Source organism: Microvirga sp. jy35 (genome assembly GCF_056148915.1).
This window is the reverse complement of record NZ_JBWBEW010000035.1, coordinates 43,992-55,624: the sequence shown is the minus strand read 5'-3', so window position 1 is coordinate 55,624 and position 11,633 is coordinate 43,992. Positions and strand designations below refer to the sequence as shown.

Sequence of the window (11,633 nt, the reverse complement as noted above, 5' to 3'; positions counted from 1 at the left end):
CCATCGGAGAACTGCTCGACAGCTTCCCGGCGGACGAATGCCAGAACTATCTCAGCAACTGCGGATACGAGTTCACCAAAATCGAATCCGCTCTAGCTGCTCTGGAGCCTGAGGATCTGGCGTACCTTGAGCCGCACCTTGAGGTCATGATCCTGTCAAAGGGTATGGTGCTCTACGAGGCCGGCGATCGGATCCGGTACACCTACTTCCCGCATGATGCCATTGTGTGCCTGATGAACGTGATGGAGGAGGGCCAGTTCGTCGAGGTAGCGTCCTTCGGGCGCGAGGGGCTGTTCGGCCTGATCAGCGCCATCGTCTCCCGTGAGGCCTTCGGGCGCTCCAAGGTGCAGGTTCCCGGCTCCGCCTCCCGCATTCCCCTCGACCGGATGCAGAAGGCGATGCAGGCCCGTCCCAAGCTGCGGCGGCTGGTTCTCGGCTACTCTGAGGCGCTGCTGGCCCAGACCTTCCAGACGGTCTCCTGCAATGCGGTCCACACGGTGGAGGCCCGCTGCTGCAACTGGCTCCTCAGCACACGGGACCGGATCGACCAGGATGTCCTGCCCCTGACCCATGCCGATCTGGCCGAGTTGCTGGGGGTGCAGCGCTCCACGGTCAGCACGACCCTGCGCACGTTTCAGACGCAGGGCCTGATCACCCAGCAGCGCGGGGGCATCATCATCGCCGACCGTGTAGGCCTCGAGGAGATCGCCTGCGAGTGCTACGGTAAGATCCGCCAGAGCTTCGCACGTTTGCTGCCCGTGCCGTCATCCTGCGCTTGATCAGTTAGGATGCCCGCGCCAATCTTGCCGTGAGCCTCAAGCCTCGATCATCTTGGAAATAGCGGCTGCTGCATAAGGCTTGCCATTGCCTGTGACGAAACCAGCTTTGGCCAATTCGCTGGCGATCTCCCGCAGGGTGCGCTTGCGGCCCTGCACCTTGTACCGCCGCAGCTTCTTGGCTCGGGCGACCATCTCCGGATTGATCTCGGCGTAGTTCTTGCGGCCTTCGACCTTTACACCCGTGGCTCGTTTTCGGTCCCGCGCCCCTTTCAGCTTGGAGACCACCATGGCCTTCTCGAACTCGCTCACGGCCCCGAGGACTTGCCGGATCAGTTTGGCGGTTGGGGTATCATCGAGGAAGGCGTCCGGCTTGTCGGCCGCGATCAGCTCGATGCCGCGCTCCTTGAGCATCGCATAACCGGTCTCTTGCACGATTAGGTCACGGGCAAAGCGGTTCGCCGTTTCGACAACGATGGTCCGGACGCCATTGGCAGCAATGCGCTCCATCATGGCCGCGAAGCCCGGACGTGCCGTGATGTGATCAGCCCCGCTCACCGCCTCGTCGTAGAAGCTGTCCGTGATCTCGTAGCCCGCTGTCCTGGCGAAGGCCTCAATGGCCGCCTGCTGGCGTTTGCCGCTGTCCTTGTCGGCTCCTGTGTTCGCTGCAGACGAGGTCCGCAGATAGGCTACAGCTTTGATCAACCCCTTACGTGCTATGGCTTTGTGCTCTGCCCTTGTTGCGATTTCTTGAGAAATAGTAACAAAGACGGCTGCTAATGCAATCAGTCCTCGTGTCCTGAGTTACCCAGTAAGTTAAAAGCATTCACAATACAATTTGGAGACTAAATCATGAATTTAGAACCAATAATCAATTTTTCTAAATTAACTACTGGCTGTATAATGTAATAATTGAAACCACTAGTGCAAATTTTAAGGATTTTCGTGAAAAGTACTTGAAAGTCATCCTTTGAACATCAAAATTGCAGTCGTTGCACGCAGAGAAAGCGGCAACACCTCTCGGGCAGTGGTGGTGAAAGGCGGCGGAAGCTGTGGTGGTCTTCCGCCGCCCGACCTTCAAAGGAGTTCTTATGAACGACCAAGTTCGACAAGAGGCCAAAAGCCTTGATGGAGTTGCTGCAGACCTGAAACGTCTTGCAACTCAGTTGACCAGCCTTGACGACCCGAAATGCAAACTTCTGGCGCTCGTCCTCTCCGACCAGGCGCAGCGGGTATCGGTGGCCGCGAACAACCTCATGAAGGCTTCCTAGCGTTTCAATGGAGAACACCATGAAGCATTCCCGTACCCAGAGCGCTCGGAGTAATACTCTGAGACGAGCGGATCAGGTCATCGAGGATCTCCGCGTCTATCTCCGGAATGGAGGGATCAAGGCTTTCCTTGATGGGACGGATACACAGATAGCTGATGCGCAGCGTGAAATTATCGATCTGCGATACTCACCCAAGCATTACGGTTCAGGATTGACTGACCGAGAAAGGGAAAAATACTCCACTACGATCTTAAATGAGATCGATCTAGCCTTTACCCAGTTCCGCCGACTAACGTTTCGACCTGCAGCAACCCTCGCAACTTCTGTCGAAGCAGCAGACCGCAGAACTCGTCTTCGACTGTAAGTCTAAGTCAGGCTGAGAGGCTGGTGGCACGTGTGGTGTGTGCCGCCGGCCACTTCAGCTCTCAGGTCCGAGAACTCTGATCACGCTAGGGAGATCGGGTGGGAAATGTCAGGTCATAGGGATGGTAGGGGCTTCGGAGAATCCGAACGATCCGGTTAAGTGGCTTGGGCTTGCAAGGCGGCTCCTGATTGTCGGCAGGCTTCCGTTTAATCTTGAGGATCATCTCTTTGATGTGCTTGGCAACCTGATCGTCCATGTGCGTCATCGGGCACCCTCCCAAGGACACATCAGGCTCTGAGCCAACCGCGGCAACAATGCGCCCTGCTCAAGGCCATTTTGGTTCGGTCAGATCCTGCAGTCTCCTGCGGATGCAGAAAACTGAGTGATGCCGTAAACAACATGACTTTCAGTGAACCGGTTCAGGGGACTTCTGCTCCTCGACCTGCTCTTCAAGGACTCGCACGCCATAGATAAAGGCGTCCACAAACCGTCTCGCCATGTTGACAACATGACTATCGATAACGCCGTCTCTATACGAAATATAGTACGTTCCAAAAAGTCTTCGATCCTCTGCCTCTTCGACATAGAATGACGCTATGATAACTGCCTCGTTTAGATGGTTGCTATCGCGCTCCGTATACGCTGGCTTTCCCCCGTCGCTGGGATCTCTACTAGTCCAAGTCATGAACTTGATCATACGACGTTCAGCATCAACATTCACCCATATAGGGAAATCTACCCCATCTCTAACATAGATATCTCCATCCGCCTCAATTTCAGTTTTGAAGAACGCCTGATCAAAAAGACTCTTGATTTTCTCGGCAGAGACTTCTTCTTCAGCAATCAATTTTGCCATCATTCACATCCCGTAGATTGAAGCTCTATTTTGAATTGTTTTACGGCACGGGAAAATTAGCAAAGTGGGGTAATCAATTGCGCAGGCTGACTGCTCCACAGCAACTCTGGGCTACCCGATCTTATGCTTATCGGGCATTTCAAGATTAACCCTCTAACTCAAGCCACTTTCTCGGCGAACTGCGCCAGAGCCTTGATCCACTCCGACAGCTCTTGCCTTTGGGCGATAGCCTCGCACGTGAACTGACCATGGCGATAGTTGCCGTTGCGTGACCCCTTCGGAGCACCGCCGCCAGCTCCATGACATCGGCACACCGTCCAGCCCGTTACTGCCGGCCCTTTGCAGGGCTCGCCAGTGCGCTTCGGCTTGGCGGAGCATCGAGGGCTCAAATGCATGGCCGGTGTCATCGGATGCCGCCCTTACCCTTGCATCCAATGAGCTTCCATGCGTCTCCAGGTAAAAGATCAGCATACTCCTCCCGATCTCGGAAGCCTTCAGAATAGTATAGGCCTACAGCAATCTCGGGGATCACCAAGTATGGAGCCTCACCCTTTCCCTGATGAGGAGAGAAATTTGAGCTCATGTGCACGACTACACTGGATGCCGTACTTTTATTGCCTTGCGCTTGTTGAATTGTCGGCCCAATCCCGATGTGCACCCGTGAAAAACCGTTCGAGATCCATTGGGCTACCTTGAACGTAAGCTTTGTCTGCCCTGCCTTCAGCGTGATTGAGCCGCTATCCCGGTTATCGAACGCAATCTCATGTTGAGGGTTCAGGACATTCTTGTAGATCCCCGTCCCAAAGGGGCACTGGGTTTCGGCCATAACAGGGCTTGGGAGCATAGTGATGCCTATGGTCACGAGCAGGCCGTTTAGCTTCCTCTGCATTAATTGACTGTTCATAAGATCGATTCCGAGATTCTTCGAAGGCCTCCCCCTCCGGGAGCACCTGATACATTGCCGAGCACCCCTCACTTAGGGATAGGCTTCATCTCCATCTCATCGTTGTTGTCCCATTGAGCAGCCCCGGTCTTCAGGTCGATTTCTATGGTGAAGCGACGCGGGGCGGTTTCCGGAGCGCCGCCACACTTGGCACCGTGCTTTTCCCGAACAGTGACCGTTGCCACCGTCTTTGTGGCTTCATCTAGCACCAGGCTTGAACATGCCAGCTCTGCCCGCGAAAGAAGGCGGTGCTGAGTGATGATGCGGAAGGCCTTCTGCACGATGGCGTCTTCTTCTGCTGCGTAAGCCGAGAGAGGGATGAGGCAAGCGAGGGCAGAGACGAACGCTTTCATTCAGGCGGTCCCAGCCAATGGCGACATGCATACACTCCGCCCAGGATAAACCGGAACGGGGTTCTGTTGTGAGCTTGATACTTTGTATATCAGCCGAAGAGCTGATGGCTGATTAGGGCCACAATCCCAAAAGACGCCAGCGATAACGTCAGCCATACGGGGCAATGATGTGTGCAATCCTCTGCGTCAAGGCGCGGATCGATCCATAGTTTCTCTTGCTTGCTCATGTCTGCTTTCTGTGCTGGCCGAGAGAAAGAGCGGTTAACGCACCTTAATCATTTCCGACCCCGGACATGATGTCAAAGCTGAGAAACTAAGACTTAGGGCTAGAGTGTCGTGATCCTCTAGACAAGGAGGAAACGAGACCTCGACTTCCTTCCGAGTACTGTCTAGCTTGGCGCTAATCTGGGGGGCTGAAATGGCAAGGTTTAAGGCTGGGGGCGCATTCTCTATTAGATTCGACAACATTGGCGCCGGATCGTCCCTGGAAGGGCGGGTGGTCACTCAAACTAGCACCACCCTTCAGGTTGAAATGCCAAATACCGCCTATGTCACCTTGTCTGGATATAATTTCAGCTATGGCCCGCCCGGACCCGTCCTGAGTGGCACCATCACTGGGCTGTCGGCGGGCATCCACGGTTATAAACGGGTATACACTTACCGGGTTGAAGGTTAGCGGCTCCCTTGCTGCTGGCAGGCTTGTTGCAAACGACAGCGAGGGCTTCTTCGCGCTCCTTCTCTCCAAGAACGATACAATCACAGGCTCAAGGTACAAGGATTACCTCAAGGGCTATGCGGGTAAGGACATTCTTAAGGCGGGAGGCGGCAACGATACCCTAGTTGGAGGCGATGGCAGCGATACTCTTTATGGCGGAGCCGGAGAGGACACCTTCATCTTCAAGGTAAAGGATGCAGGATCCGATCGTATCGCTGACTTTTCGGCTAGGGCTGACAAGATCCACATTGATTGGGCTGGCGGCAGGTCCAGTGTAGGACTTGGTAACTTCGTCTATGGGTCCCAGGCCTTGGACTCCGATGACAGGATTATCTACGAACAATCCAGCGGCAGGGTCTACTTCGACCCTGACGGAACGGGCTATAAACCCCAGATCCTTCTTGCAAAGGTCAAACCAAGTCTTGGGCTGACTGACGACAATTTCCTCCTCATTTGACCCTTCCTCTGACTACCTGCGGACGTGGCGAAACTGGTAGACGCAAGGGACTTAAAATCCCTCGGGCTTGCCCGTACGGGTTCAATTCCCGTCGTCCGCACCATCACACCCTGCCAGTGGCAACTGGCTTCAGCGCATTTACGTTGTCCGTGATGTGTGACGGCTGGAGGGTTTGATGACCCGCAAGGATCGAGTTGCGCTCTATGGCAGGATCGGGCTTGTCCTGGCCGCCTTCGCCATCATCGGCGGGGTTGTTGCCGAGCCTCTACTCCGACCGCTGTGGTCCCCGCGGCTGACTGTTGCCCAGCGGTAAAGACAATTCCACAAAGACCGCCTCACCACACTCCGCCTTCTGTTGGCGCGGATGAGAGGACAAGGATCCAACTTGGCCTTTGACTCTTATCTTAGCATGAGTTCTGCACCTACAGTTCTGCTTGTTGAACCCGATAGTGCTGTACGAGATACGCTTTGTGCCGTGTTGGAAGGAGCTGGATACGCGGTTGTTGCATATGGCGGCGGCGAGGAGGCTCTGGCTGACCTGAAAAATACATGTGCCGTCAATCTTCTTGTGACTGAGGTTCGCCTTCCGAACCTCAATGGCTGGCAGCTAGCGAGGAACGCCCGCAGCCTGTGCCCAAGATTACCCGTTGTCTTCATACCCGCCCACGACTGGAGCCGATCAAAGCGGGGGAGGCGAAGCTTCGTACTCCCGAAGCCGTTTGGCGTACGAGCCTTTCTCATTGCGGTTCAGCTCATGGCTTCCCCTCTTGTGACCTACCATTGATGAATGCGCCACTCACCCTCTCCGCTGACGCCGGCGGGGGTGAGGCTACGCTCTTCCATGACATTCAAGTTGAACAGGAGATCCGCCTATGCACGTATTCGGAGCCTTTGAACTGGACATCAGGCCGGGAACGCCAGACACCCCGGCATCCGTCAGGATTGCCCTCCTGCGCTATACGAGGGGCGAAGACGGGCGCCTGCTCATCACTCCGGAGTGCGCCTCCTTCAAAGAGGTAGAAGGACAGATCAATTCCTTGCAGGACGAGCTGGACGAGATCCGGGAACGAGCCCGTCGAGCCTTCCAGGTCGCCTGAAACTGCTGTGTGTTTGAACACATCGTTCCTATCAGATAGGTGGATAGTCTTGGCCATGCCTTCGGGGAGGCCAAGTCATGAAACCCGTCCTGTCTTACTGCACGGCAAGAGTGTTCTCGATGGGCTTGCTGCCCATGGTTGCCATAAGCCCGCCCAAAGTCGTTGCTGAGAACGACAACGACAAGCCGCTTCCGTTCCCGTTCCCAGGCGTGTGGGGCTAGAAGCCAAGAGCGCATTAGGAGGCCACAGGCGGCTGCTCCCGCCCCGGAGCATCATTTCTCATCCCGCATGGGCAATGCCTGCCAGCGGCCACTGCAGCAGGCTTCTAAAACGATGAATCATTTGCACTTGGCTTTGTAACGAGTGCGTAGATGTTTGAATCGAATATTGAGGGTGCCCTGAGCGCCTTCCCCGCACTCCGGGCAAACGATCCAAAGCCACGTGCACTCGTTACTCAAACCCGTAGTAATGGGGGGAGAAGGCTCGGGTTGCCTGTACCTCGTCAGATGTGCTGCTAACGCGAACCGGAGGTGTTAAACTTGGTGGCAGACCCACGGAGGAGCCGCCAGCATGGAACGCTTTGTGGTGACACACACAAAAGATGATCTCTGGTCGGTATCCCACCAGGAGCACACTCTTTCCATCTACCCGACTGAGGAACAGGCGCTCTCAGCCACGTTCAAACTGGCATCGCAATTCAGCCAGCTGGGACACAGGGCGGTGGTATCGATTACTCGCGCAGGCACTGGATCTGAGGTACGGCGGTCAACACGGATCCACAGATGATATTCCACACAGTTCCGGGGTAAGGAGCCATTAAGCTGGCAGGCCTAAACCAGCCTCCTTCTCAAAGGGATCTGTCTGCCATGAAGCGCCTCAAGCTGGACGCCGAAGTCCGTGTTGCTGCCGCCATCTACGCCGGGCAGGTCGTCATCTTCGCACTCGGGGCGTGGCATTTCGCTCTCTGAGCCAGAGATGGAAAGAGGCCGAACTGAATGACCGAGGGAAGGGGTCCACAGTGCTGTGAACCCCTAGCCGATGGCCTCAGAGTTTCAGGATCTTTTTGGCTTGGTCGAGGGCCTTCTCGGACTCAGGATGGTTGCCGGCCTTGTGCAACTCCTCGCCCTGCTTGCGCAGATCCATGACCTTCTGTTTGTCTGAAGCCGAGAGTTGAGCCGTCTGCATGGCCTTGTCGATGGCGGCCATGTCCTGAGGGCAGCGGCGGGCAAAGGCCGGCCCGGCGACAGCAAGGGTCAGGACTGTGGCTATGCTGATGCTTCGAAGCATGATTGTTCCTCCCAAGGGAAGCCGCCGATAGAGCGGCACGGATTAGATAGATCCTGGGCCGATAGGTTCCCAACATCCTTCACCTTCGCCTGTACGACTCCCGCATCAACCTGACACTTCCTTGGATGGGGGCCTATTGCTATTCGGAGCAGGTGCCTCGGGCTCTCCATCAGCCCGAGGCTTGCCACGAGAGGCGAGTGCTTTTCAGGTCTGAAGGATGCCCTCCGCGACTGCACGCATCTCGGCAATCAGGGCGCGGATCGCCCGGCGCTGTTCGATGGCCTCGCAGGTGAACATGCCATGCTCATAGCGGCCATTCTTCTTGCCCTTCGGGGCCCCACTGCCCTTGGCGCCGCCATGCATCCTACAGCGCCCCTTCCCTTTCACCCGGGGCGACTGGCACGGCCTCCCGCTTCGGGTCTTGGCACAGCACCGGGGAACCAGCCGCAAGGACAAGGGCTCCTGCGTCTCCCGTTGCATGGGGTTGATTTTGATTTCCGAGAGCGACCCCACCCCCTCCGGGATGGCTGACGGCTCCGACGATGGCTTGGCCTCCGTTGTGGACATGGACATGTTCAACTCTCACTGTCTGTTCGCCGCCTCGGCGTAACTTGCTCAAGGCTTCCATCTGCATCGTGAAGGTGCGGGATAGCTTGATCGCCAGATTGCCCGCTACTTGGTACTCAGGCTGATACTCAGCCCAGTGGGCCCGCATCATTGCCTGCATGGTGAGGGCGTGTGTCATCGCCATCTGGCTGGCCAGCATCGCCTCCACCTCATTTTCCGGCTGAATTCCGTCCACGACGGCCAGGGCTGCATTGAGCACTTCGATACCAGCCGGAGCATTGTTGCTTGTGCCGAGTCCCTTTGATAGGCGTCTGGCCTCCGTTTCTGCGAAGTCGATGGACGAGGTGCCAAAGGCATCCAAGAGGCGCTTGCCGTAGCCCTCTAGATCCGAATGCTGTGGCCCGAGGGACAGCTTGCCTTCCTTGCGTTCCTCATGGAGAGCAAAGCGGTTCTTACGTGCTTTGACCCTTGTGCGGGCATGCTCGATGGCAGCCGCCTCCTGCGAACCAGGAGCAGGCAGCGGCTTAGGAGCAGAGACTTTCTTGCCCTGCCTCGACTGTGAAGAGCTCCCTTGTTTCTCCTCTGCTGTTTCTGAAGCGGATGCTGAGCCCATGACGGGATGTTCCTTGCCTGGCTTGCTCATCATACACCCCTTCTTTTTTCTTTCCTGCCAAGCCAAAGGCGGTCACGGAAAGCACCGCTAGCGGCCATGTCTCTCCTACTCGTTGCCAAGATGTTCGACACCTGTCCGGCCTCTGATCCTTCCGCGGCACAGGGAGAGATAAGATCGATAAGAAAGTAAGAAGCGCTAGGCATTGGTCTCACCCTCTGCCTCGTCTTCCTGGTGATTTCTTATCTTCTTATCGTTCTTACCGGGAGTAGAGGTGTAGCCCTCGATAAGATCAGCCCTAGCGGGATGAACGTACTGACCCCGCTTTGCCTTCATCACTTCGCCAGTCTTTGCCATCTTGTAGAGAAGCTGATCGACGTTGTTCCGGGGTGCCCCGGTAGCAAGGGAGATCTCTCGTGGCCCCATAGGATCATCGGCATCGCGGAGAGTTTCGAGGATGACTGACCGCTCGTCCGTCCGGCGCACCTCCTCGGCTCTGCCCATCACCACCCAGCGGCAGTCGCCCTTATTGAACTCAACCGCGCTCTCGATCTCCTCGATGTCGCGCCCTCGCCCATAGAGCGTGGCTCCGTTGCTATCCCGGTCGAGAACAATGGTTGTATCTGCAGCACCCGAAAGACCCAGAGTGCCGCTCACCTTCTCAAAAGGATCGACATCGCTGCCGCCCTTCCTGGTGTGATGAACCACCACGATAGCCACACCAAACTCAGAGGCGAGTCCCTGCAAACCTTTGATGGCGTGGTAATCGGTCTCGTACATGTTGTCTTTCCCGCCACTTGCAGGGCGGAACATGGCCAACACGTCCACGATGATCAGACGCGGATTGGGAACTGACACGATCCACTCACGGATCTCGTCCAGACCCCCTTCATTGGCCCGAGGCCATTCTGTTGTGTACTGAAAGCCCTGGGGCCACTCGTGCAGAGGGCCAAGCACCTTATCGATGCGCTTCTGCAAGCGGCGCTCGTTGTCCTCAAGAGCGAGGTAGAGAACATATCCCTGCTCGCACAGGATTCCACCAAGGCAAGATTCGCCCATGGCCACAGCTAGGCCCATCTCAAGCACAAGCCAGCTCTTCCCGAGCTTGGGTCTGCCCGCCAGCAAGGTGCAGCCTTCAGCGATATAGCCGGGAACTACGTAGCCGATTGGAGCAAACTCCCTTCGGCGCAGCTCATGAGCTGACCGGACGATTGGTTTCTTACTCCCATTTTTACTGTTCTTATCGGGGTTGATGGGAGACGGACTGATCAACGGCTGCAGGTGTTCAATGGTGTATAGGTTCGACTTGGGATTAAGCATGGCGCAGCCCCGCAAAGAAGAGGTCATTCAGATCCGCACGGGGCGCGGATGGGGTGATCAGGAAGGCTTCGGCGCCAGCGGTGCGCCAGCGCTGTGCGGTGGACCGGGCAACTCGAAGGCCCGTCTCGTCATGGTCGACCGCAAGCCACAGGCTCTCGACGCCAGGCAGGATCGGGAAGCTCGCGATGCCGCCGGCTGAAATGAGAGACCAGACCGGCGAAGGGCCAAACTCCGCCATGTTGCGCAGGCTCAGTGCGCTCTCGATGCCCTCGCCGATGCCCAAGCAGGTGGTCACGTCCTCGTCAGGCGTGAGCTTGATGGCTCCGCCACCAATCGGGCCGAGGGCCAGCCTGTCCTTGCCGTCGATCTTCGCCTTGTGCCCGTCTTGGGTCAGAGCCGTGCGGTGGATGGCCTTAGGCTCGTTCGTCACCACGTCCCGCACAAGGCAGACCATGGAGGGAGTCCTCTGGCCCGCGAAAGGGCACTCGGAGTGGTAGCGGATTGCCTCGCTGGCAGCCTCCTTGGGCAGATCGAGCCCACGATGACGGAGATAGGCCTGTACGGGCGTTCCACGAGGGTCACCGGCCTCACGCCAGATCGAAAGAGCGTGTGCCCTGCGCTCAGCTTCAGCTGAATCTGGGGAGGGGACAACTAGAGGAGGACTGATATAGGTCTCCCTACAAGGGATCAGTCCGAGCCGCTCCTTCACGTAATCACGGATAGGCAAGGGATCGTCACCCGCGAAGGAGTGGACGACGAACCCGCTGGGAGCTTTAGGATCGAATCGGAGTGAAGCCGAGCGATCCTGCCTAGAGTGGCCGGGAGGCGCGAACAGGATCTGCTGCCCAACGACATCACCACCAAGAAGATTGGCGTAGGATCGAAGGCACGTCATCGCGCACCTCCGATATGGAGCTCGAGAGCGATGGCTGTGGCAGCCGAGAGCTTGATCCAGTTCGAGCCGATGTCAGGCTTGATCCAACTGCCAAGAACGCGATATGTGTTTTGAGTAGAGGA

General features: G+C 56.8%; 15 protein-coding genes and 1 tRNA gene. 7 read left to right on the top strand and 9 right to left on the bottom strand.

Annotation, left to right across the window (positions count from 1 at the left end; all coding sequences use genetic code 11):
- Positions 1–2: 2 nt before the first annotated feature.
- A complete protein-coding gene (locus AC0QTX_RS20925) occupies positions 3–779 on the top strand; it encodes a Crp/Fnr family transcriptional regulator (protein WP_474605747.1) in 777 nt (258 codons plus the stop codon).
- 36 nt (positions 780–815) lie between these two features.
- Here AC0QTX_RS20925 and AC0QTX_RS20920 read toward each other — a convergent pair whose 3' ends face one another.
- Positions 816–1,481 (bottom strand): recombinase family protein, encoded by a 666-nt coding sequence (locus AC0QTX_RS20920; protein WP_474605746.1) that lies wholly within the window; start codon positions 1,479–1,481, stop codon positions 816–818.
- 386 nt (positions 1,482–1,867) lie between these two features.
- Here AC0QTX_RS20920 and AC0QTX_RS20915 point away from each other — a divergent pair, with 386 nt between their 5' ends.
- On the top strand, positions 1,868–2,047 hold the full coding sequence (locus AC0QTX_RS20915) for a hypothetical protein (protein ID WP_474605745.1): 180 nt from the start codon (positions 1,868–1,870) through the stop codon (positions 2,045–2,047).
- A gap of 770 nt (positions 2,048–2,817) precedes the next feature.
- Here AC0QTX_RS20915 and AC0QTX_RS20910 read toward each other — a convergent pair.
- The 3 genes from AC0QTX_RS20910 to AC0QTX_RS20900 all read right to left on the bottom strand — a co-directional run bounded on the left by AC0QTX_RS20910 (position 2,818) and on the right by AC0QTX_RS20900 (position 4,563).
- Positions 2,818–3,270, bottom strand: coding sequence for a hypothetical protein (locus AC0QTX_RS20910; protein WP_474605744.1), 453 nt, complete (start codon positions 3,268–3,270; stop codon positions 2,818–2,820).
- Positions 3,271–3,670: 400 nt separating this feature from the next.
- Positions 3,671–4,171 (bottom strand): hypothetical protein, encoded by a 501-nt coding sequence (locus AC0QTX_RS20905; protein WP_474605743.1) that lies wholly within the window; start codon positions 4,169–4,171, stop codon positions 3,671–3,673.
- Between the two features lie 68 nt (positions 4,172–4,239).
- Complete coding sequence (locus AC0QTX_RS20900) at positions 4,240–4,563, bottom strand: hypothetical protein (protein WP_474605742.1); 324 nt, start codon at positions 4,561–4,563, stop codon at positions 4,240–4,242.
- Positions 4,564–5,165: 602 nt separating this feature from the next.
- Here AC0QTX_RS20900 and AC0QTX_RS20895 point away from each other — a divergent pair.
- From AC0QTX_RS20895 to AC0QTX_RS20875, 5 genes are all read left to right on the top strand, one after another.
- A complete protein-coding gene (locus AC0QTX_RS20895) occupies positions 5,166–5,735 on the top strand; it encodes a calcium-binding protein (protein ID WP_474605741.1) in 570 nt (189 codons plus the stop codon).
- 18 nt (positions 5,736–5,753) lie between these two features.
- Positions 5,754–5,838: transfer RNA gene (locus tag AC0QTX_RS20890), tRNA-Leu, on the top strand.
- Positions 5,839–5,910: 72 nt separating this feature from the next.
- Positions 5,911–6,048: a hypothetical protein gene (locus tag AC0QTX_RS20885; RefSeq protein WP_474605740.1), complete on the top strand. Its 138-nt coding sequence runs from the start codon at positions 5,911–5,913 to the stop codon at positions 6,046–6,048.
- 51 nt (positions 6,049–6,099) lie between these two features.
- Complete coding sequence (locus AC0QTX_RS20880) at positions 6,100–6,519, top strand: response regulator (protein WP_474605739.1); 420 nt, start codon at positions 6,100–6,102, stop codon at positions 6,517–6,519.
- Positions 6,520–6,607: 88 nt separating this feature from the next.
- The gene (locus tag AC0QTX_RS20875; protein ID WP_474605738.1) at positions 6,608–6,832 is read left to right on the top strand and encodes a hypothetical protein; all 225 of its coding nucleotides are present in this window, start codon (positions 6,608–6,610) and stop codon (positions 6,830–6,832) included.
- 1,044 nt (positions 6,833–7,876) lie between these two features.
- Here the strand turns inward: AC0QTX_RS20875 and AC0QTX_RS20870 are convergent.
- The 5 genes from AC0QTX_RS20870 to AC0QTX_RS20850 all read right to left on the bottom strand — a co-directional run bounded on the left by AC0QTX_RS20870 (position 7,877) and on the right by AC0QTX_RS20850 (position 11,511).
- Positions 7,877–8,119 (bottom strand): hypothetical protein, encoded by a 243-nt coding sequence (locus AC0QTX_RS20870; RefSeq protein WP_190847863.1) that lies wholly within the window; start codon positions 8,117–8,119, stop codon positions 7,877–7,879.
- 204 nt (positions 8,120–8,323) lie between these two features.
- Positions 8,324–8,599 (bottom strand): HGGxSTG domain-containing protein, encoded by a 276-nt coding sequence (locus AC0QTX_RS20865; protein ID WP_474605752.1) that lies wholly within the window; start codon positions 8,597–8,599, stop codon positions 8,324–8,326.
- The gene (locus AC0QTX_RS20860) at positions 8,484–9,365 is read right to left on the bottom strand and encodes a hypothetical protein (protein ID WP_474605753.1); all 882 of its coding nucleotides are present in this window, start codon (positions 9,363–9,365) and stop codon (positions 8,484–8,486) included. Before AC0QTX_RS20860 ends, AC0QTX_RS20865 begins: the two co-directional genes overlap by 116 nt.
- Positions 9,366–9,494: 129 nt before the next feature.
- The gene (locus tag AC0QTX_RS20855) at positions 9,495–10,616 is read right to left on the bottom strand and encodes an AAA family ATPase (protein WP_474605737.1); all 1,122 of its coding nucleotides are present in this window, start codon (positions 10,614–10,616) and stop codon (positions 9,495–9,497) included.
- Positions 10,609–11,511 carry a DUF7146 domain-containing protein gene (locus AC0QTX_RS20850; protein ID WP_474605736.1) on the bottom strand — a complete coding sequence of 301 codons (903 nt, stop codon included), beginning with the start codon at positions 11,509–11,511 and terminating at the stop codon, positions 10,609–10,611. The genes AC0QTX_RS20855 and AC0QTX_RS20850 overlap by 8 nt, the downstream gene beginning before the upstream one ends.
- Positions 11,512–11,633 lie beyond the last annotated feature (122 nt).

Bases quoted from the DNA above. Each gene is read 5' to 3' on its own strand.
- AC0QTX_RS20915 (WP_474605745.1), top strand. From the start codon at position 1,868: ATGAACGACCAAGTTCGACAAGAGGCCAAAAGCCTTGATGGAGTTGCT.
- AC0QTX_RS20910 (WP_474605744.1), bottom strand. From the start codon at position 3,270: ATGATGGCAAAATTGATTGCTGAAGAAGAAGTCTCTGCCGAGAAAATC.
- AC0QTX_RS20905 (WP_474605743.1), bottom strand. From the start codon at position 4,171: ATGAACAGTCAATTAATGCAGAGGAAGCTAAACGGCCTGCTCGTGACC.
- AC0QTX_RS20900 (WP_474605742.1), bottom strand. From the start codon at position 4,563: ATGAAAGCGTTCGTCTCTGCCCTCGCTTGCCTCATCCCTCTCTCGGCT.
- AC0QTX_RS20885 (WP_474605740.1), top strand. From the start codon at position 5,911: ATGACCCGCAAGGATCGAGTTGCGCTCTATGGCAGGATCGGGCTTGTC.
- AC0QTX_RS20880 (WP_474605739.1), top strand. From the start codon at position 6,100: ATGAGAGGACAAGGATCCAACTTGGCCTTTGACTCTTATCTTAGCATG.
- AC0QTX_RS20875 (WP_474605738.1), top strand. From the start codon at position 6,608: ATGCACGTATTCGGAGCCTTTGAACTGGACATCAGGCCGGGAACGCCA.
- AC0QTX_RS20870 (WP_190847863.1), bottom strand. From the start codon at position 8,119: ATGCTTCGAAGCATCAGCATAGCCACAGTCCTGACCCTTGCTGTCGCC.
- AC0QTX_RS20865 (WP_474605752.1), bottom strand. From the start codon at position 8,599: ATGCAACGGGAGACGCAGGAGCCCTTGTCCTTGCGGCTGGTTCCCCGG.
- AC0QTX_RS20855 (WP_474605737.1), bottom strand. From the start codon at position 10,616: ATGCTTAATCCCAAGTCGAACCTATACACCATTGAACACCTGCAGCCG.
- AC0QTX_RS20850 (WP_474605736.1), bottom strand. From the start codon at position 11,511: ATGACGTGCCTTCGATCCTACGCCAATCTTCTTGGTGGTGATGTCGTT.